The sequence below is a fragment of the Collimonas fungivorans genome (genome assembly GCF_001584145.1).
GTDB classification, from domain to species: Bacteria; Pseudomonadota; Gammaproteobacteria; order Burkholderiales; family Burkholderiaceae_D; genus Collimonas; species Collimonas fungivorans.
Genome location: NZ_CP013232.1, coordinates 1,501,360 through 1,522,634, shown reverse-complemented (window position 1 = coordinate 1,522,634; position 21,275 = coordinate 1,501,360). Strand labels below are relative to the sequence as shown.

The 21,275-nt window shown below is 60.5% G+C and carries 19 protein-coding genes; 12 read left to right on the top strand and 7 right to left on the bottom strand.

Annotated features, from left to right (window positions below):
• Window positions 1-100: 100 nt before the first annotated feature.
• The 5 genes from CFter6_RS06570 to CFter6_RS06550 all read right to left on the bottom strand — a co-directional run bounded on the left by CFter6_RS06570 (window position 101) and on the right by CFter6_RS06550 (window position 5,058).
• Window positions 101-1,000, bottom strand: a complete 900-nt coding sequence (locus tag CFter6_RS06570; protein ID WP_061539248.1) for a metal ABC transporter substrate-binding protein — start codon at window positions 998-1,000, stop codon at window positions 101-103.
• A gap of 43 nt (window positions 1,001-1,043) precedes the next feature.
• Window positions 1,044-1,856, bottom strand: coding sequence for a metal ABC transporter permease (locus CFter6_RS06565; RefSeq protein WP_061542242.1), 813 nt, complete (start codon window positions 1,854-1,856; stop codon window positions 1,044-1,046).
• A gap of 65 nt (window positions 1,857-1,921) precedes the next feature.
• Window positions 1,922-2,644, bottom strand: coding sequence for a metal ABC transporter ATP-binding protein (locus CFter6_RS06560; RefSeq protein WP_061539247.1), 723 nt, complete (start codon window positions 2,642-2,644; stop codon window positions 1,922-1,924).
• A 118-nt stretch (window positions 2,645-2,762) separates the two neighbouring features.
• Window positions 2,763-3,992: a zinc metallochaperone GTPase ZigA gene (zigA, locus tag CFter6_RS06555; RefSeq protein ID WP_061539246.1), complete on the bottom strand. Its 1,230-nt coding sequence runs from the start codon at window positions 3,990-3,992 to the stop codon at window positions 2,763-2,765.
• 175 nt (window positions 3,993-4,167) lie between these two features.
• The gene (locus tag CFter6_RS06550) at window positions 4,168-5,058 is read right to left on the bottom strand and encodes a LysR substrate-binding domain-containing protein (RefSeq protein WP_061539245.1); all 891 of its coding nucleotides are present in this window, start codon (window positions 5,056-5,058) and stop codon (window positions 4,168-4,170) included.
• Between the two features lie 409 nt (window positions 5,059-5,467).
• Here CFter6_RS06550 and CFter6_RS06545 point away from each other — a divergent pair, with 409 nt between their 5' ends.
• From CFter6_RS06545 to CFter6_RS06515, 7 genes are read left to right on the top strand one after another with little or no spacing between them, the layout of a single operon-like run.
• The gene (locus CFter6_RS06545) at window positions 5,468-6,562 is read left to right on the top strand and encodes an ABC transporter substrate-binding protein (RefSeq protein WP_061539244.1); all 1,095 of its coding nucleotides are present in this window, start codon (window positions 5,468-5,470) and stop codon (window positions 6,560-6,562) included.
• A 30-nt stretch (window positions 6,563-6,592) separates the two neighbouring features.
• Window positions 6,593-7,450, top strand: a complete 858-nt coding sequence (locus CFter6_RS06540; protein WP_061539243.1) for an ABC transporter permease — start codon at window positions 6,593-6,595, stop codon at window positions 7,448-7,450.
• A complete protein-coding gene (locus CFter6_RS06535) occupies window positions 7,447-8,298 on the top strand; it encodes an ABC transporter permease (protein ID WP_061539242.1) in 852 nt (283 codons plus the stop codon). The genes CFter6_RS06540 and CFter6_RS06535 overlap by 4 nt, the downstream gene beginning before the upstream one ends.
• A 52-nt stretch (window positions 8,299-8,350) precedes the next feature.
• The gene (locus CFter6_RS06530; RefSeq protein WP_061539241.1) at window positions 8,351-9,457 is read left to right on the top strand and encodes an ABC transporter ATP-binding protein; all 1,107 of its coding nucleotides are present in this window, start codon (window positions 8,351-8,353) and stop codon (window positions 9,455-9,457) included.
• Between the two features lie 48 nt (window positions 9,458-9,505).
• Window positions 9,506-10,312, top strand: coding sequence for a transporter substrate-binding domain-containing protein (locus CFter6_RS06525; RefSeq protein WP_061539240.1), 807 nt, complete (start codon window positions 9,506-9,508; stop codon window positions 10,310-10,312).
• Window positions 10,313-10,334: 22 nt separating this feature from the next.
• Window positions 10,335-12,032 (top strand): 5-guanidino-2-oxopentanoate decarboxylase, encoded by a 1,698-nt coding sequence (locus tag CFter6_RS06520; RefSeq protein ID WP_082814636.1) that lies wholly within the window; start codon window positions 10,335-10,337, stop codon window positions 12,030-12,032.
• Entirely contained in the window at window positions 12,029-13,486 is a 1,458-nt protein-coding gene (locus CFter6_RS06515) for an aldehyde dehydrogenase family protein (protein ID WP_061539239.1), read from the top strand. The genes CFter6_RS06520 and CFter6_RS06515 overlap by 4 nt, the downstream gene beginning before the upstream one ends.
• Window position 13,487: 1 nt before the next feature.
• Here the strand turns inward: CFter6_RS06515 and CFter6_RS06510 are convergent, their stop codons facing one another.
• On the bottom strand, window positions 13,488-14,618 hold the full coding sequence (locus tag CFter6_RS06510; RefSeq protein ID WP_061539238.1) for an ABC transporter substrate-binding protein: 1,131 nt from the start codon (window positions 14,616-14,618) through the stop codon (window positions 13,488-13,490).
• Between the two features lie 315 nt (window positions 14,619-14,933).
• Here CFter6_RS06510 and CFter6_RS06505 point away from each other — a divergent pair, with 315 nt between their 5' ends.
• From CFter6_RS06505 to CFter6_RS06490, 4 genes are all read left to right on the top strand, one after another.
• The gene (locus tag CFter6_RS06505) at window positions 14,934-15,182 is read left to right on the top strand and encodes a FeoA family protein (RefSeq protein ID WP_061539237.1); all 249 of its coding nucleotides are present in this window, start codon (window positions 14,934-14,936) and stop codon (window positions 15,180-15,182) included.
• A gap of 11 nt (window positions 15,183-15,193) precedes the next feature.
• On the top strand, window positions 15,194-17,032 hold the full coding sequence (gene feoB, locus CFter6_RS06500) for a ferrous iron transporter B (RefSeq protein ID WP_061539236.1): 1,839 nt from the start codon (window positions 15,194-15,196) through the stop codon (window positions 17,030-17,032).
• Window positions 17,029-17,325 carry a DUF6587 family protein gene (locus CFter6_RS06495; RefSeq protein WP_061539235.1) on the top strand — a complete coding sequence of 99 codons (297 nt, stop codon included), beginning with the start codon at window positions 17,029-17,031 and terminating at the stop codon, window positions 17,323-17,325. The genes feoB and CFter6_RS06495 overlap by 4 nt, the downstream gene beginning before the upstream one ends.
• Before the next feature lie 272 nt (window positions 17,326-17,597).
• Window positions 17,598-18,608, top strand: a complete 1,011-nt coding sequence (locus CFter6_RS06490; RefSeq protein ID WP_061539234.1) for an IS110 family RNA-guided transposase — start codon at window positions 17,598-17,600, stop codon at window positions 18,606-18,608.
• Between the two features lie 10 nt (window positions 18,609-18,618).
• On the opposite strand, the gene CFter6_RS06485 is transcribed toward CFter6_RS06490, so the two are convergent.
• Window positions 18,619-19,578 carry a sugar-binding transcriptional regulator gene (locus CFter6_RS06485; RefSeq protein ID WP_417924791.1) on the bottom strand — a complete coding sequence of 320 codons (960 nt, stop codon included), beginning with the start codon at window positions 19,576-19,578 and terminating at the stop codon, window positions 18,619-18,621.
• Between the two features lie 328 nt (window positions 19,579-19,906).
• On the opposite strand from CFter6_RS06485, the gene CFter6_RS06480 reads away from it, so the two are divergent.
• The gene (locus tag CFter6_RS06480; RefSeq protein WP_061539233.1) at window positions 19,907-21,247 is read left to right on the top strand and encodes an ABC transporter substrate-binding protein; all 1,341 of its coding nucleotides are present in this window, start codon (window positions 19,907-19,909) and stop codon (window positions 21,245-21,247) included.
• Window positions 21,248-21,275: the final 28 nt, after the last annotated feature.

Sequence of the window (21,275 nt, the reverse complement as noted above, 5' to 3'; positions counted from 1 at the left end):
ACGCGCATCTGGTTAACAATGGATATCCAATCCGCACCCTTGAAGCCAGGAAATATTGCAGAAGTTTTGCGAATTCCGCCATCGCCGTGACGGCGCATGATCAAGGCCGGCGCAGGCGCTCCAGCATTTGCGTGATGTTGTAGCGCATCATGCGCAGGTACGTCGGCGCGTCGCCGGCCGGCGCCGACAATGCATCCGCATACAATTTGCCGCCCGGCACGACGCCTGCCTCCCGGCTGATCTGCTGCAGCAGTTGCGGATTGCTCATGTTCTCGAAGAAGACCGCCTTGCTATCCTCTTGCTTCATTTGCCGGATCAGCGCTGCGACATCGCGCGCACTTGGCTCGCTTTCGGTCGATACTCCCTGCGCAGCCAGGAAACGCACGCCGTAACGGGCGCCAAAATAAGCAAACGCGTCGTGCGAAGTAATCACGGTGCGCTGTCTGCCGGGAATCTGCGCAAACTGGGTCTGCGCCCACCGGTCCAGGTCTGCCAAGGCATGCAGATAGCGTTCGCCATTCGCCTTGTAAAACACTTCACCGGCCGGATCGGCCTTGCTCAGCGCCGCCACTATATTGCGGGTATAGGTCATCACATTGAGCGGATCTTGCCATGCATGCGGATCGGGCCGCAGTGCCGCGCCAGGGCCTTTGCCGGCACGCTGCCTGGCTTGGACGCCATCGCTGGCGGCCACCAGAGTCCCGCTGTAGCTGGCGGCAGCGGTCAATCTTTCCATCCAGCCTTCAAACCCCAGACCGTTGATCACCACCAGTCTCGCCTTGGCAATCGCCTTGACATCGGCCGGCGTCGGTTCGAATATATGCGCATCCTGGTCCGGACCAACCAGCGTAACCACCGCCACCCGATCGCCGCCGACAGCGCCGACAATATCGCCGAGGATGCTGAAACTGGCGACCACCGGGATTTTTTCGGCCGCCATCGCCGCGCTGCAGGCTGACAGCAAAACCGCCGCCAATAATAATTTGCCAAAATTTTTCATTATTGCTCCTGGAAGATCAGTAATCGAGATGCCTGAAACTGCGTCAGCCTTGTCGCCGCAAAACCCGCGGCAGCCAGCCGCGCGGCGCAACCATCAGCGAAACCAGGTAACAGGCGGCCGCGCAAACGATGATGGTCGGACCGGAAGGGGCCGCGGTGTAGTAGGACAGCAGCAAGCCGGCATAAGCTGCCAGCGCTGCCTGCAAGGCGCTGTTCAAGAGTTGCGCCGGCAAGCTGTCATGCCACAGCCGGGCCGAGACCGCCGGCAGCATCATCAGGCCCACTGCCATCAGCGTGCCCAGGGTCTGGAACGAGGCGACCAGATTGAGCACCACCAGCATCAGGAACAACTGCTGGAACAATCCCGCCCGCCTGCCGCTTGCTGCCAGATAGGAGGGATCGAAACTTTCCAGCAGCAGGCCGCGATAGGCAAGCGCGCCCGCCAGCAAACTGAAAGTGCTGACTCCCGCCACCAGCAGCAGTCCGGGCCGATCCACTCCGAGCACATTGCCGAACAGGATATGCAGCAGATCCAGCTTGGAGCCATTCATGGAGATCAGCATCACCCCCAGGGCGAGCGCAGTCAGGTAAATGGAAGCCAGGCTGGCGTCTTCCTTCAGGCCGGTAGTCCGGCTGATGCGGGCGGCGATCGCCACCACGATCACGCCGGCCAGGAAGCCGCCGATACTCAAAGCCGGCAGCGACAGGCCGAACAAGATGAAACCGATGGCAACGCCCGGCAATACCGCGTGGCTGAGCGCATCGCCGAACAAGCTCATGCGCCGCAAGGTCAGCAGCACGCCCAACGGCGCGCTGCTGAGTGCCAGTGCCAGGGCCCCGATCAAGGCGCGCCGCATGAAAGCGAATTCGGAAAATGGCGCCCATGCAAGCTGCTGCGCGGCGCCCAGCCATGCTGCCGAAGTCACGCCGCGGCCTCTGCAGTGTTTGTGTCCGGCATGTGTTTGGCCAGATGCAGATGCGATTCGCTCAGCACCTGAGCGGTATCGCCCCAGGCCACTAGGCGCCGCGCCAGCAGGACAGCTTGCGGGAAATGGCAGCGTACTTGTTCATGGTCGTGCAACACAGCGATGACAGTGCGCTGCTGCGCATGCCAGGCATGGACGATCGCCAGCAGGTCCTCGGTGGTTTTGGCGTCAACCGCATTGAACGGTTCGTCCAGCAAGATCAGGTCGGCGTCCTGGACCAGGATGCGCGCAAACAGCACCCGTTGCATCTGCCCGGCCGACAAGCTGCCGACAGAGCGCTGCGCAAACCCCTGCAGACCAACCGCCAGCAAGGCATCTGTAGCCCGTTCAATCAGCGCCAGACTGACGCCGCCGAAGATGCCAAGCCGTTGCCAGTAACCCAGGCAAATGCAATCCAGCACCGAAATCGGAAAACTGCGGTCGATCTCCGCCTGCTGCGGCAGATAGGCGATACGCTTGCGCGCCACATGCAGCGTTACCTGGCCGCTATCGACAGGCACCAGGCCCAGCAAGCTCTTCAGCAAGGTGCTTTTGCCGGCGCCGTTGGGCCCTACCACCGCTGTCAGCGAGCCGCGCGCAAAACTGCCGCTGATGCAATGCAAGGCCGGATGCCGGCGATAAGCGACATTCAAATCGTGGATTGCGACGGCCGGTTTCATCCTATATCTCCAGCCAGCGCCCACCAGACCCCCAGCCAGAACAGCAGGCATACCGGCAGCACCAGCAACAGCCGCATCCATGCTGAACGCGCCAGCATGGTGGGAGCGGCGGCCATGCTCAATGCCCTTCCGCGACGGTTCTTTGCCAGCCTGGAAACGGATCGTCGAAGCGGCGCCAGGCAGCCATGCCGAGGCCGGTTTCAGCCGCATCCAGCAGGCAGGCTTGCAGCTTCTTGCGAATTTCATCCTGGTCCATGTCCTGCCCGATGAACACGATTTCCTGATGCCGGTCGCCATAAGGTTCGCTCCAGCCGGCCTTGATCTGGGCCCGTGCATGAGTGTCTTGCGGCCAGCGTTCGGCCGGCACCGCAGCCCACCAGAAACCGACCGGTTCGCTATCCATCAATTTACCCGCGCCCGACATGCTGGCGACCCACTCCGGGCGGCTGGCCAGCCAGAAATAACCTTTGCTGCGGATCACGCCCGGCGGCGGCGCGGCCAGGAAATCATGCAGGCGCCGCGGATGAAACGGTTCCGGCGTACGGTACACAAAGCTGCTGATGCCATAAGCCTCGGTCTCCGGCGCATGATGTCCTTCCAGTTCTCGCGCCCAGCCGGGCATGGCAGAAGCCTGTTCCAGGTTGAACAAGCCGGTATCCAGGATGGCGGCCAGCGGAATTTTCGAATGCTGCGCAAGCACCACGCGCGCACTCGGGTTGAGCGCCTTGATGATGGCCAGCACGTTCTGTAATTGAGCGTCGTCGATCAGGTCAGTCTTGTTGACCACGATCACGTTGGCGAACTCGATCTGTTCGGTCAGCAACTGCACCAGCCGCCGGTAATCGCCCTCTCCCGCGGTCTCGCCGCGATCGGCCAGGAAATCCTTGCTGGAAAAATCGGCCAGCAAGTTGGCGCCGTCGACCACCGTCACCATGGTGTCGATGCGCGCCACATGGTTCAGGCTGTTGCCCTCTTCGTCCTCAAAATCGAAGGTCGCGGCAATCGGCATCGGCTCCGAAACGCCGGTCGATTCGATCAGCAGGTAATCGAAGCGTCCCGACGCCGCCAGCTTCCGCACTTCTTGCAGCAGGTCGTCGCGCAAGGTGCAGCAAATGCAGCCGTTCGACATCTCCACCAGTTTTTCCTCGGTGCGCGACAACGCTGCGCCGGCAGCCTCGGCGCCGTCGCGGACCAGTTCGGCGTCGATGTTGACTTCACTCATGTCGTTGACGATCACCGCCACCCGCTTGCCCTCGCGATTGCGCAAGATGTGGTTCAGCAAGGTGGTTTTCCCTGCGCCCAGGAAACCCGACAGCACGGTGACGGGAAGTTTTTTTGGCTGTTTCATAGTGGTCTTTGTATTCAAGAATGATCAGGCGGCACGGCAGATGCCGGATATGCGGTGCGACGGCAATCAGTATTTTTCATGGCTCAATCGCACATGCAACTTAGTTGCATATAGAGATTGTAATGCAACACAGTTGCATTTGTACAGAGGCTTATTTTTTTGGCCTGGAGGCCACTCAGGCAATTGTCGCTGCGCGCTCCATGCAGTGCTGGGCGATCCATTCGCGGAAGATGGCGATTTTTTGCTGGTTGGCGACGCTTTCCGGATACACGAAGTAATAACTTTGGCCCGGCATCACACAATCGAACGGTTTCACCAGCCGTTGCATCTCGAGGTCGTCGCTGGCCAGGATGCAGTCCCCTATCGCTACGCCGAATCCCTGCGCCGCTGCATTTACCGCCAGGTCCAGCGTTTCGAAACTCTGGCCGCTGGCGGCGTCGACGCCTTTGACGCCGGCAAAGCGCAGCCACATTTCCCAGTCCCGGTGATCCCTGGTCGGATGCAGCAAAGTCTGCTGCGCCAGCTGTTCCGGCTTCAGGTCTGGCTGCTCCTTGAGCATCGAAGGCGAACATACCGGCGTCAGCTGCTCGGTAAACAATAAAAGGGAATGGGTATCCTTGCCGGTCGGCGCGCCATACACGATGGCGGCGTCAAACGATTCGCGCTGGAAGTCGACATTGTGCTGCAAGGCAGTCGTGACCTGCAGCTGGATATCCGGATAAGCGGCCTGGAACAGCATGATCTTGGGATAGATCCAGCGCATGATGCAGGTCGGCACCTTCAATGCCAGGTCAGTGCGCTGCCGCGTCAGCCGGGTCGATATCTCCTCGATCCGCGCGAAACTTTCACGCACCGCGGGCAGCAAGAGCTCGCCTTCCTCGGTCAGCGTCAAGCCGCGCGCGTGGCGCTGGAACAAGGGAAAGCCGTAATACTCTTCCAGGATCAGTATCTGCCGGCTGACCGCACCCTGGGTCAGGCAAAGGTAGTTGGCGGCATGCGTAATGTTTTGATGGCGCGCGACAGTCTCGAAGACTTGCAGGGCATTCAAAGGCGGCAATTTACGCATGAGTGTCTCCGGAGATCCAAGCCAACAGGAAAATGCATGGCTCCTATGATTATATTTCGTTTGTGAAGGCCCGGGCAATGCCCAAGAATATCAAGCATAAAAAAGTGAGCAGATCCCATAGGGACACTTCACAAAGAAAATACATTTCCTGATACCGGAGCGAGACAAATGCACCCTACCCCAGAGCCTGCCGCCATTGCCGGAAGCATCTTGCTTCCACTTGCCAGACCACATTCATCTGCAATTACGCCAAGCCTTCGCAGACATCAGTTTTACGCATCATAGGCATCAATAAAACTAATGTCTTACAACAACATCTGGCACACCTCTTGCATCGGCATATACCGCCGCTCGAGCAGGTCGCAGGCATTCAGCAGTTGTTTCCATACTCTTACAGCAGGAGCAAGCCATGCAAAATACAAATACCAAACGACGCAACGTCATGAAGGCGATCGGCGCCTCGATTGCAGCATCCACGTTATCCGCACCATTTGTGAACGTCTTTGCACAGGAACAGAACTTTAAAGGCAAGACGCTGCGCTTCCTGACCTGGTCAGACGACACCGGCCTGGCGGCGCTGCGCAACATCGCGGCCAGCTTCTCGGAGAAGACCGGCGCCAAAGTCATCGCTGACCGTGCCGACGGTACCTCAGGCATGGTGGCCAAGCTGAAGGCGGCCGGCAACAAACCGCAATACGATGTGATCACGCTGGCAGGCGTAGGCGCTTCCGGCCTGGCCGATGCCGGCCTGCTGATGCAGCCAGACCTGGCGCGCCTGCCGAACCTGAAAGACGTCGCTCCCCAGCATCGCAGCGGCGCCAACGGCTTCGGCGTCGGCTACCTGCTATGGACCAACGGCCTGATCTACAACACCTCGACCTTCAAAGCCGCGCCGTCCAGCTACGAGGCTTTGTGGGATGAGAAATACAGCGGCCGCATCTTCCTGCCGCCGCCAAGCTGGGTCGAGGCCGTCGACCTTGCCATAATTGCCGCCAAGCTGTCGGGCGGCTCGCAAAAGAATATCGACCCCGGCTTCAAGAAGCTGGCGCTGCTCAAGGACCGCATCCTGATGCTCGGCGAAAACCCCAACCAGGTAGCCGAGCTGTTCCGCACCAATGCGCTGGACCTGGGCGGCATCTACTCGCCGGCCTTCTTCCCGGTTGCGATCAAGAAACCGGAATACAAGATGGGCGTCACCTACGACATGAAAGAAGGTTTTGCCGCGCAGCTGATGTACACGGTGATTCCGAAATCCCATCCGGGCGACCTCGACCTGATCCACGCCTTCATCAACCATACGCTTGATCCGGTGGTGCAAGGCAAGATGGCCGCCGATGTCCTCAACGGCCCGGTGAACACCAAGGCGTCGATACCGGCCGACAGCAGCCGCTACGTTCCCAGCGCCAGGCAGATCGCCGAGAAAGCGCAGATCCACGACGACAAGGCGCTGGCCGTGGTGCAAAGCGAATGGGTGCGCCGCTACACCGAGATCTTTTCGGCGTAACCGTTACAGGTAAAGGCAAAGGTAAAAGCAATGCTCGATCAAAACTCCAATGCGCGCCCGTGGCTGCTGCTGTTGCCGGTACTGCTGTTCCTGGCAGTGCTGGCAGCGGCGGCGCTGGCGGTAATCCGCATGAGCGTCGGCAGCAACGGCGACGAATGGCACAGCGTTTCGCTCAGCAGTTACGCCGACCTGGCGACACCTTACTACATGAAGTCGCTCTGGCTCACCTTGCGCCTGGCGTTCCAGAGCACGGTGCTGGCGGTGCTGCTGGCGATCCCGGTAGCGATCGCCATGGCGCGCGCCAAATCCAAGCTGGCGCGGCGCCTGTTGCTGACCGGCGTGTTGCTGCCCCTGCTGGTTAACTTGCTGCTGCAAAGCTACGGCTGGCTGATCATCCTCGGCCCCGGCGGCGTGCTCAACAATTCGTTGCTGGCGCTCGGCATCGTACAGCGCCCGGTGCAATGGCTGTATCGTGAAAACGGCGTATTGCTGGGCTTGATACAAACCGCATTCCCGCTGGCGGCGCTGCCGATGGCCAGCGCCCTGAAAGCGATTTCCGGCAGCTACGAAGAAGCCGCCGCCACCATGGGCGCCAGCCGCTGGCAGATCCTGCGCCACGTACTGCTGCCGCCGGCGATGCCGGGCATCCTGTCGGGCGCCCTGCTGGTGTTCGCCTATAACGCCAGCGCGTTTGCCGTGCCGCTGCTGCTCGGCGGGCGCCGGGTTTCGATGCTGGCAGTGCTGGTGCGCGACCAGATTACGCCCTTGCTCAACTGGCCGGCGGCATCCGCCACCAGCGTGGTCCTGATGCTGGCGACCCTGGCGGTGATGGCGCTGTCGCAAAAACTGGTTCAGCGCTCGCAAAGAATGTTGGGAGACGCGCAATGACTTCGCTCGCCATACCATTCCTGCGGCGCGCCCTGCCCGGCCAGCTGACATGGCTGACCGGCGTTCTGGCCGCCGTGGTGCTGATCCTGGCGGCAATGCCGATCATCACCATGATCATCATGTCGTTCGGGGCTTCCGACACCCTGGCGTTTCCGCCGCCCAGCTATGGCTTGCAATGGTATCGCGCAGCCTGGCACACCTTCATGTCGCCCGATGCCAGCGACGTCCTGTCGATGGGGCAAGCGCTCGGCACCAGCCTGATGGTAGCGTTCGCGACCATGCTGATTGCCGCAGCCGCGGCCATCCCGGCCGCCTATGCGCTGAATCGTTTCAATTTTCCGGGCAAAGCCGTGGTCGAACAATTCATCGCCTTGCCGATGGTGTATCCGCTGGTGATGCTGGGCATTTCGCTGCTGCTGGTGTTTAATTATTTCCCGGTCGAACTGGGCATTTTCCGGCTGGTGATCGCCCATGTGATCCTCGCTTTGCCGTTCGCTGTCAAGAATTGCGCGGCATCGATCGCCGGCATCGGTCCCGAATTCGAAGAGGCGGCCTACCTGATGGGCGCCCGGCCCTTGCGCGCCATGTTTGACGTGGTGCTGCCGCTGATGCGGCCCGGCATCCTGGCCGGGATGCTGTTCGCCTTCATCGTCTCCTTCAACGAATTCACGGTCACTTTTTTCCTGTACGACGTCGACACCATGACCTTGCCGGTGTGGCTGTATAGCCGCACCGTATCTTCGCTGGATCCGACCGTATTTTCCTTTGCCGTATTCATCGTCCTGATCGATTTCGGCCTGATCTGGCTGTTGGAAAAACTGGTAGGCGACGATGGCGTGGCGCTCTGATCGTACTTTCATCGAATCGTGAAGCAATGCGTTTCAACCTGACGAGAACAACATGAGCAAGCAATTAATTATCGAAAACGTTAACAAGCATTTCGGCGCAGTGCACGTCGTCAAGCATGTCAACCTGAACATCCCCGAAGGCAAGCTGGTGTGTTTCCTGGGGCCGTCCGGCTGCGGCAAGACCACGCTGCTGCGCATGATCGCCGGACTCGAAACGCCGACCAGCGGCCGTCTCAGCATGGACGGCAAGGATCTCACCCATGTGCCTGCCTGCGAGCGCGATTTCGGCATGGTGTTCCAGTCGCTGGCGCTGTTTCCGCACATGACGGTGGCCGGCAACATCGCCTATCCGCTGCGCTTGCGCAAGGCCGACAAGCAAAGCCAGAAGCAGCGAGTCGACGAATTGCTGCAATTGATCCAGCTGCCGCACATGGCCGACAGGCCGGTAGCGCAGCTGTCGGGCGGCCAACGGCAGCGTGTCGCGATTGCCCGTGCACTGGCGTCCGCGCCCAAATTGTTGCTGCTGGACGAACCGCTATCTGCACTCGACGCCAAGCTGCGCGAAGCCATGCAGGTGGAAATCCGCCTGCTGCAGCAACGCCTCGGCATCACCACCATCATGGTCACCCATGACCAGCGGGAAGCGATGACCATGGCCGACGTGATTGTGGTGATGGAACAAGGCCAGATCGCCCAGGTCGGTTCGCCGCTGGAAGTGTACCGGGACCCGGTCAATGAATTTGTCGCCGACTTCATCGGCCTCGGCAACATCCTGCCGGCAGTACCCAACGGCGAACAACGCGTGCGGCTGGCCGGCGGCCAGCTGATCGACATCGGCGGCGCGCGCAAAGCCAGCACCGGCCAGGATATCCGCCTGCTGATCCGGCCGGAAGACGTTTGCCTGAAAATCAGCGAAGCGCAGGCGCACAAGGATCTGCATGCCAGCATCCACAACAATTGCATAGCGGGACAAGTCAGCTTTATCCGCGATGTCGGTTCTTCGCTGGAAGCAACCATAGACTGCGCCGGTTTTACACTGACGGTGGCCACCAGTCCACGCGAAGTGCCGGGGCTGGCAATCGGCAGCCCGGTGCTGGCGACACTGCCGCCGCACGCCTGCAAGCTGATCGACGCCAGCCCGGGCCGGCTGGCGGCCTGACAAGAAGCATCGCCAAGCGACGCATCCATTTATTCATAGGAAAATTTCATGAACATATTGCCAGCCTTCCTGAATCGCCGCCTGCGCCAGCTGGGCGCTGCCATGCTGCTCGCTGCCGGCATGCTGCATGCCGCTCCCAGCCACGCAGACGCCATCGACACCATCGCTAAAAACGGCAAGGTCAGGATCGGCGTCTTCATGGACTATCCGCCGTTCGGCTCGATCGGTCCCGACATGCAGCCGCTCGGTTACGACATCGACATGGCCGAACTGATCGGCAAGGCGTTGAAAACCAAGGTGGAACTGGTGCAAGTCACCGGCGACAACCGCATGGCTTACCTCGCCGGCGGCAAGGTCGATTTGCTGCTGTCGGTGGGACAAACACCGGAGCGGGCCAAAGTCATCGATTTTTCCGATGCCTACGCGCCCTACTACCTTGCGGTCTTCGGCGGTCCTAAACTGGCGATCAAGAACAATGCCGACCTGGCCGGCAAGACCATCTCCGTAGCCCGCGGCACCCTGGAGGACTTGAGCATTTCCAAGGCAGCGCCGGCCGGCGCCACCATCAAACGTTTTGACGACGCCAACGGCGCCATCTCGGCCTTCATGTCGGGCCAGACACAACTGATGGTAGTCGGCAACAATGTCGGCGCCACCATCATGGCCAAGAATCCGGCTGCCGGCATACAGCAGAAATTCCAGCTGTTCAGCTCGCCCGATCATGTCGGCTTCAACAAGAACGAAGCGCGACTGACGCAGCAAATCAACCAGGCCATCGTACAAGCCAAGAAAGACGGCAGCCTCAACAAGATTTCGCAAAAATGGCTGCGGCTGCCACTCCCCGCCGATCTATAACGCCACACCAACGTTGACAAAAATGAAACGACTCGAGAGTACTGAAATAGGCAAGACCGGCGACACCGGCGCGGGATCGCTGACGATTGCCACCCCGGCAAGCAGCTGCGGCGAAGTGCTGATCAAGCTGCTGGAAAATTACGGGGTCGAACTGGTGTTCGGCATTCCCGGCGTCCATACCGTGGAGCTGTATCGCGGCCTGGCGCAGTCCAGCTTGCGCCACATCACGCCGCGCCACGAACAGGGTGCCGGCTTCATGGCCGACGGCTATGCGCGGGTAAGCGGCAAGCCTGGCGTCTGCTTCATCATCACCGGCCCCGGCATGACAAATATCGCTACCGCCATGGCGCAAGCCTATGCCGACTCGATCCCGATGCTGGTCATTTCCAGCGTCAATGCGCGCCAGCATCTGGGCAACGGCAACGGCATGCTGCATGAGTTGCCGTCGCAGCGCGGCGTGTTTGCCGGAATGACGGCTTTTTCGCACACCCTGATGAGCCCCGAGGAGCTGCCGGCGGTATTGGCGCGCGCGTTTGCCGTGTTCGACAGCGCCCGCCCGCGTCCGGTCCATATCGAAATTCCTTTGGATGTAATCGTCGCTCCTGCCGCGCACCTCTCCATCGCCACGCCTGCGCGCAGCGCAAGACCTCATGCCGACCCGCGCAGCGTAGCCGATGCGGCAGCAATACTGCGCCAGGCCAAACGCCCCTTGATCCTGGCCGGCGGCGGCGCCGTCAACGCCGGCGTGGAACTGCAGCAACTGGCAGCATGCTTGCAAGCTCCCGTTGCACTCACCATCAATGCCAAGGGCCTGTTGCCTCCCCGGCATCCGCTGCTGCTCGGCTCAAGCCAGTCCACCGCCGCGACCCGCGCACTGGTGTGCGAGGCCGACGTAGTGCTGGCGATCGGCACCGAGCTCGGGGAAACCGATTACGACACCGTGTTCGACGGCGGCTTTCGCATCCCCGGCAAGCTGATCAGGATCGATATCGACGCCCAGCAGCTGGCGCGCAACTATCCGGCATCGCTGACGCTGCTGTCGGACGCCGCCAGCGCGTTGCAGGGACTGTTGCAGCAACTGCCGGCGCTACCTGATACGATGCGCAACGATGCGCTGTGGGGCAGCAGCAGGACCGCCGCCTTGCGGCGCGAGGTCGACGCCAGCCTCGATCGACCCGCTCGCATGCAGCACCGCATGCTGGAAGTGGCGGCAAGCGTACTGCCGGATGCGATCTACGTCGGCGATTCTACCCAGCCCGTTTATACCGGCAATATCACCTTTGACGCCGCGCAGCCGCGCAGCTGGTTCAACTCTTCGACCGGATACGGTACGCTCGGTTATGCGCTGCCGGCCGCGATAGGCGCCAAACTGGCCGCGGCCGCCAGGCCGGTGCTATGCCTGATCGGCGACGGCGGCATTCAATTCACCTTGCCGGAACTGGCCAGCGCGGTGGAAGCCGGCGTGCCGGTCATCATCCTGCTATGGAATAACAACGGCTACGGCGAAATCAAGAAATACATGGAAAACCGGGCTATCGAGCCGGTTGGCGTCGATATCTACACACCCGATTTCCTGGCGATTGCGCGCGGCTTCGGCTGTAGTGCCCGGCACGTGGCGACAGCGGCGGAACTGGCCGACGCCTTGCAGCTGGCGGCAACAGCCGGCAGGCCGACCGTGATTGAAATTTCTGAAACCGAATGGACTGGCCAGGAGCAATGATGCTGAACCCACTGCCGCATCAACTATACATCGCCGGCCGCTGGTGCGATGCGCGTTCCGGCCGGGTGGAAACGGTATTCAATCCGGCTACCGAAGCAGCACTGGCCGACGTCGCCTTCGGCGCAATGCAGGATATCGACGATGCCGTCGTAGCTGCCGCCGCCATCCAGTCAGAATGGGGCATGAGTTCCGGCCGCGAGCGTGGCGCCTTTTTACGTGCCATCGCCGACGGCGTGCAACAGCAGCAGGAACAACTGGCGCAGCTGCAAACCGCCAACAATGGCAAACCCCTGAGCGAAGCGCTGATCGATGTCGGCGATGTCGTCGCCACGTTCAATTATTACGCTGGACTGGCCGAGCAGCTCGATGACCATCAGGACCAGCCGGTTGCCCTGCCCGGCGCCGGCTTTAGCGCAACGCTGCGGCATGAACCCTGCGGCATTGCAGCCCTGATCGTGCCATGGAATTTCCCGATGGTGACCACTGCCTGGAAGGTGGCGCCGGCGCTGGCAGCCGGCTGCACGGTCGTGCTCAAGCCGTCGGAGATAGCGCCATTGCCGGAACTGGCGCTGGCGGCGATTATCGCTCAGGCCGGATTGCCGGCCGGCGTCTTCAACCTGGTTACCGGCGACGCCGAGGCCGGCGCGGCGCTGGTTTCCCATCCGGCGGTACGCAAGGTTTCCTTCACCGGCAGCACGGCAGTCGGACAGACGGTGATGAAAACAGCGGCGGACGACCTCAAGCGGATCAGCCTGGAGCTGGGCGGGAAATCAGCGGCGCTGGTGTTTGCCGACGCCGATATCGAGCTGGCGCTTGAGATTGTCTGCGGCGGGATATTTTTCAACGCCGGACAGATGTGCTCGGCCACCTCGCGGCTACTGGTCGAACGCAGCGTCGCCCAGGATTTCATGGCGCGCCTCAAGCAGCGCGTCGAATCGATCAAGGTCGGCGATCCGATGGATCCCGCAACCCAAATGGGTCCCTTGAGCAGCCGCCGGCAGCATCAGAAAGTGCAGCAATACATCCAGCAGGGAGTCGCCGCCGGGCTTAAGTTGGTTACCGGCGGCACGCAGCCGCCAGGCATGGCCAAGGGATATTTTGTGGCGCCGACGATCTTCGCCGATGTGCCCTTCGACAGCCCGCTCTGGCGTGAGGAAATTTTTGGTCCGGTACTGTGCATCAATACCTTCGACAGCGAACAGGAAGCGGTTGCAGTCGCCAATCAAAGCGAGTACGGCTTGGTAGCAACCGTATTGACTTCCGATCCCGAACGCGCCAGCCGCGTGTCGGCGGCGCTGGAGGTAGGCCTAGTCTGGGTCAACAGCCCGCAGGTGATTTTTCCGCAGGCGTCATGGGGCGGCATGAAAAAAAGCAGCCTGGGCCGCGAACTCGGACCCTGGGGCCTGCAGGCGTTTCAGGAAATAAAACACGTGATCGTAGCGGCCTCTGGATAAATCAGTGCAGGAACCGGCCGCTCTTGGCGACCATGGTCAGGTCGACGAATTCTGAGCCGTTGTGGTTGCTCGGGCTGAAGGTGACAAAATAGCCGCCGGCGTCGTAGTGGTTGATGGTTTCCAGGGCCTTGACCAGGCTCTCGCGCGACAGGCTGCCGCCGGCGCGCTTGAGGCCTTCCACCAGCACCTTGGCCGCGATGAACCCTTCCATGCTGACGTAATCCCATTCTCTCTTGCCGTCTTGCAGGTAGTACTTGCGGTATTCCTTGACGATGCCGTTGACTTCATCCCAAGGGGCTGGCATCACCTGTGCGATCTGCACGCCGCTGGCGTCCTTGCCCAGCGCATTCACCAGCTGCTGGCTGCCGACAAATGAAATGTTCCAGAACGATGGCGGACTGCCGGCTGCAATCATGGCCTTGATGAAGGCTGCGCTGGAGTTGTAGGCCGAGACCATGATCACCGTCTGCGGCTGGCTTTGGCGGATCTTGGCGACGGCGTCGCCGACATCCACGCTGTTGCGCTCGACCGTCCCCAGCCCGGCAACCTCGATGCCGCGCTTCTTCAGCGCCCGCGTCACCCCTTCCAGGCCAGCCTTGCCATAGGCGTCATTCTGATAAAAGACCGCAATTTTCTTCAACGACAGCGTGGTGATCTGCTGCACGATTTTTTCAGTCTCGGCAAAGTAGCTGGCGCGGATATTGAAGATGTTCCGGTTGAACGGTTCGCGTAGCGACTGGGCGCCGGTAAACGGTGCAAAGAACGGCACCTTGGCCTTGGTCAAGGCCGGAATCGAGGCGTTCGAGGTCGGCGTGCCGACATAGCCGAACAAGGCCAGCACGTCGTCTTGTTCGATGAACTGCCGGGTATTCGCCGCCGCCCGCTCCGGTTCATAGCCGTCGTCCAGGGTCTTGAGGATGATTTTCCTGCCGAACACGCCGCCGCTGGCGTTGACCTGGTCGAAATACGCTTGCGCGCCGTCATGCATGCCCTTGCCCAGTTCCTTGGCAGGGCCGCTGAACGCGGCCGACTGCCCGAGGGTAATGGTGGTGGCGGTGACGCCGCTCTCTGCGCTGCAGAATGCGCTTGCCAGCAGCAAGGATGACAGGACAAGAATTTTATGAAGTCGCATGCGGAATCCGATTGTTCGTTTAGATAAAGTATTTATATTGCAAATTCAACACATTCGATGTTAGCGCTACCGAAAACCATCGAAAAATTTGTTGCGGTGCAGAAAATTGCGCCAAGTAAAACGCAAAGGGGGCAATGCTGTCAAGCAAGCCACACTATTTTTTCCAAATGGCACGGTAATAAGATGGCTTCCAGGCAAGATAAGCAAAAATCCTGGCACGAATGACGCCGAGCCAGCGTGCCCGCCCCTGTTTTGTTCGCCAAGCCGCAGCCGTGAATGTATATAATGAGAATGATTATTGATCATGGCTTTTGTATGAGACTTTGTGATTTGACGCCGTTTACGCCTGCAGTGATTGAATATGTAGAAGACGTGCTGGAGCAGGACCCGATCGCCAAACGCTTGCGCGAGCTTGGTTTCGTCCATGGCGAAGCCGTGAGCCTGGTGGCGCGCGGCCCGGTCGGCGCCGATCCGTTGATGATCCAGATCGGCTTCACCCGTTTTGCCCTGCGTCGCGCCGAAGCGCACCGGGTCCATGTCAACCCTGCTGATCCAGCCTCCTGAATCCCGGCCTCATGTCTAGTGCATCCTCCCTCCGCATCGCCCTGGTCGGCAATCCCAATTGCGGCAAGACCGCCCTGTTCAACCAGCTGACCGGCAGCCGCCAGAAAGTGGCGAACTACGCCGGCGTCACGGTAGAGCGCAAGGAAGGCCGCTTCACCGCACCGTCCGGACGCGTGTTCCAGCTGCTCGACCTGCCGGGAGCCTACAGCCTGGAAGCGACCAGCCCGGACGAGATGATCACCCGCAAGGTCTGCCTCGGCCAGATGCCGGGCGAAGCGCTGCCGGACCTGGTGGTCTGCGTCGCCGATGCAACCAACCTGCGCCTGCACCTGCGCTTCGTACTTGAAGTCAAACGGCTGGGCCGGCCCATGGTGCTGGCATTGAACATGATGGACGCCGCCCGCAAACGCGGCATCACGATCGACCGCGAAGAGCTGCAGCGCCGCCTTGGCATTCCGGTGATTGAAACCGTGGCGGTGCGCAGCGGCGGCGCACGCGAACTGATCCGGCACCTGGACCAGGCGGAAGCGCCGGCGCCGGCAAGCGGCAGCGTCGACGACGATTTGCATGCCCAGGTGCGCGGCATGCTGGCGGCAGCCGTCGCCATGCCGCGCAATACATCGATGATCGACGACGCCATCGACCGCTGGGTGCTGCATCCGGTGATCGGGCTGGCGCTGCTGGCGGCCATCATGTTTTTCATTTTCCAGGCGGTTTTTTCCTGGGCGCAGCCACTGATGGAAGGCATCCAGGCCGGCGTCGGCGCCGTCGGCGCCTGGGTCGCCGCCGCCTTGCCGGAGAGCCTGCTGCGCAGCCTGATCAGCGACGGCATCTTCGGCGGCCTGGGCACGGTGCTGGTGTTCCTGCCGCAGATCCTGATCCTGTTTTTCTTTATCCTGGTGCTGGAAGAATCCGGCTACCTGCCGCGCGCCGCCTTTCTGCTGGACCGCATGATGTTCAAGGCCGGACTCACCGGCCGTTCCTTCATCCCGCTGCTGTCGAGTTTCGCCTGCGCAATTCCCGGCATCATGGCCACCCGCAGCATCCAGGACCCGCGCGACCGCCTGACCACCATCCTGGTGGCGCCGCTGATGACGTGCTCGGCACGGCTTCCCGTGTACACCTTGCTGATCGCCGCCTTCATTCCGAGCCGCAGCGTATGGGGCCTGTTCAATATGCAGGGCATCGTGCTGTTCGTGCTGTACGTGGCCGGCATCGTCAGTGCGCTGGCCGTCTCCTGGATCATCAAGCGCGTGCGCAAGGACAAGAGCGAACATGCATTGCTGATGGAACTGCCGTCCTACCGCTTGCCCGGCGCCCGCAATATCGCCATCGGCCTGTGGGAACGGGCGCTGATTTTCTTGCGACGGGTTACCACCATCATCCTGTCGCTGACGGTGCTGCTGTGGTTTCTCTCGACCTTTCCCGGCCCGCCGGCGGGCGCGACGTTGCCAGCCATCGATTACAGCCTGGCCGGCCGCATCGGCCATCTGCTGGAATACGTATTTGCGCCTATCGGCTTTAACTGGCAGATATGCATTGCACTGGTGCCCGGCATGGCGGCGCGCGAAGTTGCCGTATCGGCGCTGGGGACCGTGTATGCCATGTCCGGCAGCGAAGACGCGATCGCATCGCAGTTGGGACAGGTGATTGCACATCAATGGTCGCTGGCGACTGCATTGTCGCTGCTGGCCTGGTATGTGTTTGCACCGCAATGCATGTCGACGCTGGCAGTGATGCGGCGTGAAACCAATTCCTGGAAGATCGTTGCGGTCGCCACCGCCTACCTGTTTGGCCTGGCTTACCTGGCGGCTTTCCTCACCTATCAGATTACGAGGTTCCTGACATGACGCCGTTTCTCGCGATTCAGGCCATCGTGATCGGCGTCGCCGTCGCCGCCAGCCTGGTCTATGCCTGCCGCCGGCTGATGCCGGCTACCAGCCAGCGCTGGCAGGGAGCGCTGGCAAATTCCCTGAGCGCCGCCTCGCGGCCCGCAGCATTGCGCGCGATCGGCAAGCGTTTGCAGCCGGCTGCTGCGGCGGGAGGATGCGATAGCGGCTGCGGCTCATGCGCCACAGGTTGCGGTTCAACGCCGGCGGCGGATGAGCAGCCGCTGCAGTTCCGCGAGCGTTCGCGCGAATAATCAATCCGAAGCCGCATGTACTCCGCAATCCGTTAATTAGGGTCAGAGTCGAATTGTTTGGTCCTAAACAATTTGACTCTCGTATATTGAACCTACCGCATCGCCATTGGATAATCATGATGTCGAAGCGGTCGGGCAGAGTGATGCCGATTAGACTGAGTGCGGTTGAGCACGTGGGTCAGATAGGTGCCTCTGCCCGTTTCATTTTATAAGTCCGAACGGTATCTTGGGCCATCGCCTGGCGCGTAAGCCCGCATACGAGAAAGGTCAAAATGGAAACGGTGTGCGCAGTTGTTGGTATCGATGTGAGCAAGAAGAAGCTCGATATTGCCTTGCTGGTCAACGGCAAGACCAAGGCCAAGGTGGTGGATAATTCGGCCGAGGGATACAAATTACTCCTGGAGTGGTTAAGCAAGGCGAAAGTCGCTAAAGAAACGCTGCATGTCTGCATGGAGGCCACTGGGATTTACTATGAACCGGTGGCATTGGCGCTGCATGACGCAGCAATGAGCGTTAGCGTGGTCAATCCGGCCTGCATCAAAGGCTTCGGCCATAGTGAGAATATCCGCAACAAGAACGATACTGCCGATGCCGGACTCATTGCGCGCTATTGCGCTGCCATGAAGCCCGCGCCTTGGGTGCCGCCACCGCTGGAACAGCGCCAGTTGCGGGCTTGGTCGATGCGAGTACAAGCATTAAAGGATATTCGCCAACAGGAAGAAAACCGGCTTGAAGCGAACACCTTCACCGGTATGAGCGACGTCGCCGACCATGTGAAGCAACACATCGCCTGGCTAAGCGCTGAGATCAAAAAATTGGAGGGTGACATCGATGATCACATCGATCGACATCCCGGCCTCAAGCATGATGCCGAGCTCATCACGAGCATCCCAGGTATCGGCGGCACTACGGTGGCGAGGATCTTAGGCCAGTTGGGTGACATCCGGAGATTTGACAGCGCCAAGGCATTTGCCGCATTTCTCGGCGTAACTCCGAAACAACGCAGCTCCGGCACCTCCATCAAAGGTCGAACCATGATTAGCCGAGTTGGAAGCATGTCTATGCGGGCGGCGCTTTATATGCCTAGCTTAGTAGCATGTCGACACAACCCGCTACTACGTCGCTTTGCTGAGCGACTATTGGCCACCGGTATGGCAAAAAAAGCTGTAATCGGGGCCGTGATGCACAAAATGACACATCTGATTTACGGAGTGGTCCGTACTGGCAAGCCCTTCGATCCCAATTATTTAGCGAACGGCCTTGCTATTCAAGACGGTATCTGACCCTAATTAATTACTCGTCCTGCAGTGCGTAGCGTGCACAGTATTCGTCGGTGATCAGGCCTGACCACCAGCCGCCGCGCAGTACCGCGCGGATCGCTTCCGCCTTCTTGACGCCGCCTGCCATGCCGATCACCGGGCGTGTCGGCGGCGAGGCCAGTGGCAGGCTGGTGACGCGGTCTTCCAGCGGCGATGCAATCAGGCGGCCGTCGCCGGCGATGGCGTGGCCGATCATTTCTCCCACCGCTCCGTATCCCTGCAATTGCGCGACTTCTTCGGCCGTGATGAAACCGTCTTCGTGCATCGGACAGCCAAGCGCAATGGTGCCGACGCCGATAAAGGTGACGTCGGCATACTGCGCCAGGTCGGCCACGATGCGATATACCCGGTGGCTGCACCACTGGCGCATGTCTTCGGCATTGTCGGCCACCAGCGGCGCCGGCAGGAAAAAGAAACGGGCCTGGATCTTGTCGGCGGCGGTAAGCGCGACGTCATAGCGATTCGATGAACCGTCGGCCGCAATCGCCCCCACCATCGACACGATCCGGTGCTGCGGCCGTTCCATTTCGGTGACCGCCTCCAATACGGCCTTCAAGGTCCGTCCCGAACCGACGTTGACCACCAGCGGCGTCTCCTGCTGCAGATAACGCTCCATCACCTCGGCGCCGACCACCGCCAGCATCTGCTGCACGCCGGCGTCGTCGACCACGTTGTCGCCCGCCCCCATACTCGGCACCACATGGCATTGCTCAAGGCCGTAGCGCTGCTGCAAAGCGGCCGCCAGCTCCAGGCAAGTCGACACCGGATGTTCCACCCTGACCTTGACCAGCCCCGATTCGCGCGCATAAGCCACCAGCCGCTGCGCCATCTGGCGCGAGATGCCCAGGTGGTCGGCGATTTCGTTCTGGGTATTGCCGGCCACGTAATACATCCACGCCGCACGCGCGGCGAGGTCCAGTTTTTCATTTGCCATCTGATTTCCTTTTTTGGGCATGGCGCGCCCGGCATGCATCTGCGCAACATGCATCGCCTGGGCCGCTACTGCCTTGTTTTTGGCATTCGACCCAGGAATTGTCCCAGATAGTGCATTGCAGCAGAACTAAATCTTGACACGCTTTGAATCATGCATGATTATTTGCTCAACGAAAAGTCTTTTGCTCAATATTTGAAGCAGCAAGCCATGAACCAAAAGACAACGTTAACGAATTTTCCGGGCGACCGCTACGCCGCCTGAGAAAGTGATAACGCGAAGCCGCGCAAGTCGGCATGGCGTATTAATCATTCCTACAATGGAGACAAACATGAAACGTCGCAGCATCCGCGCAAGCTCGTTTTCAGCCGCCCTGGCCCCACTCAGCCTGCTGGCTGTGTTCTGCGGCAGCGCCTGGGCCGCACCAGTTACCGTGAACATCGCAACGATCAACAATCCGGACATGATCGAACTGCAAAAACTCTCCTCGAATTTCGAAACCGCCAACCCCGACATCAAGCTGCGCTGGGTAGTGCTGGAAGAAAACGTGCTGCGCCAGCGCGTCACCACCGACATCGCCACCGGCAGCGGCCAGTTCGACCTGATGACCATCGGCGCATATGAAGCGCCGATCTGGGCCAAGAAAGGCTGGCTGGCGCCGATGGAAGGCTTGCCGGCCAACTACGACGAAGCCGACCTGATCAAGACCGTGCGCGAAGGCCTGACCGAAGGCGGCAAGCTGTACGCGCTGCCGTTCTACGCCGAAAGCTCGATGACCTACTACCGCAAAGACCTGTTTGCGGAAAAGGGCCTGAAAATGCCTGAACACCCGACGTTCCAGGATATCGCCGGCTTCGCTGAAAAACTGACCGACAAGCAGAACGGCATCGCCGGCATCTGCCTGCGCGGCCGTGCCGGCTGGGGTGAGAACATGGCGCTGGTCGGCACCATGGTGAATACCTTCGGCGCCCGCTGGTTCGATGAAAAATGGCAGCCGCAGCTCAACTCGCCTGAGTGGAAAAACGCGGTCACTACTTATGTCGACCTATTGCGCAAGTACGGCCCGCAAGGCGCCACCTCGAACGGCTTCAACGAAAACCTGGTGCTGTTCTCCAGCGGCAAATGCGGCATGTGGATCGACGCCACGGTGGCGGCCGGCATGATCTACAGCAGCAAGGAATCGAAGGTAGTCGGCAAGGTAGCATTCGCGCCGTCGCCGGTGGCGGTCACGCCTAAGGGTTCGCATTGGTTGTGGATCTGGTCGCTGGCAATTCCGAAATCGTCGAAATCGCAGGACGCCGCCAAGAAATTCGCAGCCTGGGCGACTTCCAAGGAATATGTGCAACTGGTCGCCAAGGAAAAGGGCTGGGGCCTGGTGCCGCCGGGCACCCGTATGTCGACTTACGCTTCGCCTGAGTATAAGAAGGCCGCGCCCTACTCCGACTTCGTGCTGAACGCGATCCAGTCGGCTGACACCAAGGACGCCACCTTGCAGAAAGTGCCTTACACCGGCATCCAGTTCGTGACGATTCCCGAATTCCAGTCGCTGGGCACGGTAGTCGGCCAGGCGATTGCCGGTGCACTGGCAGGCAAGTCGACAGTGGACGCTGCCTTGCAGACATCGCAGGCGCAAGCGGACCGGGTGATGCGCCAAGGACGCTATATCAAGTAAATGCGCAAGTAATCCGTAGAGTGGGCAC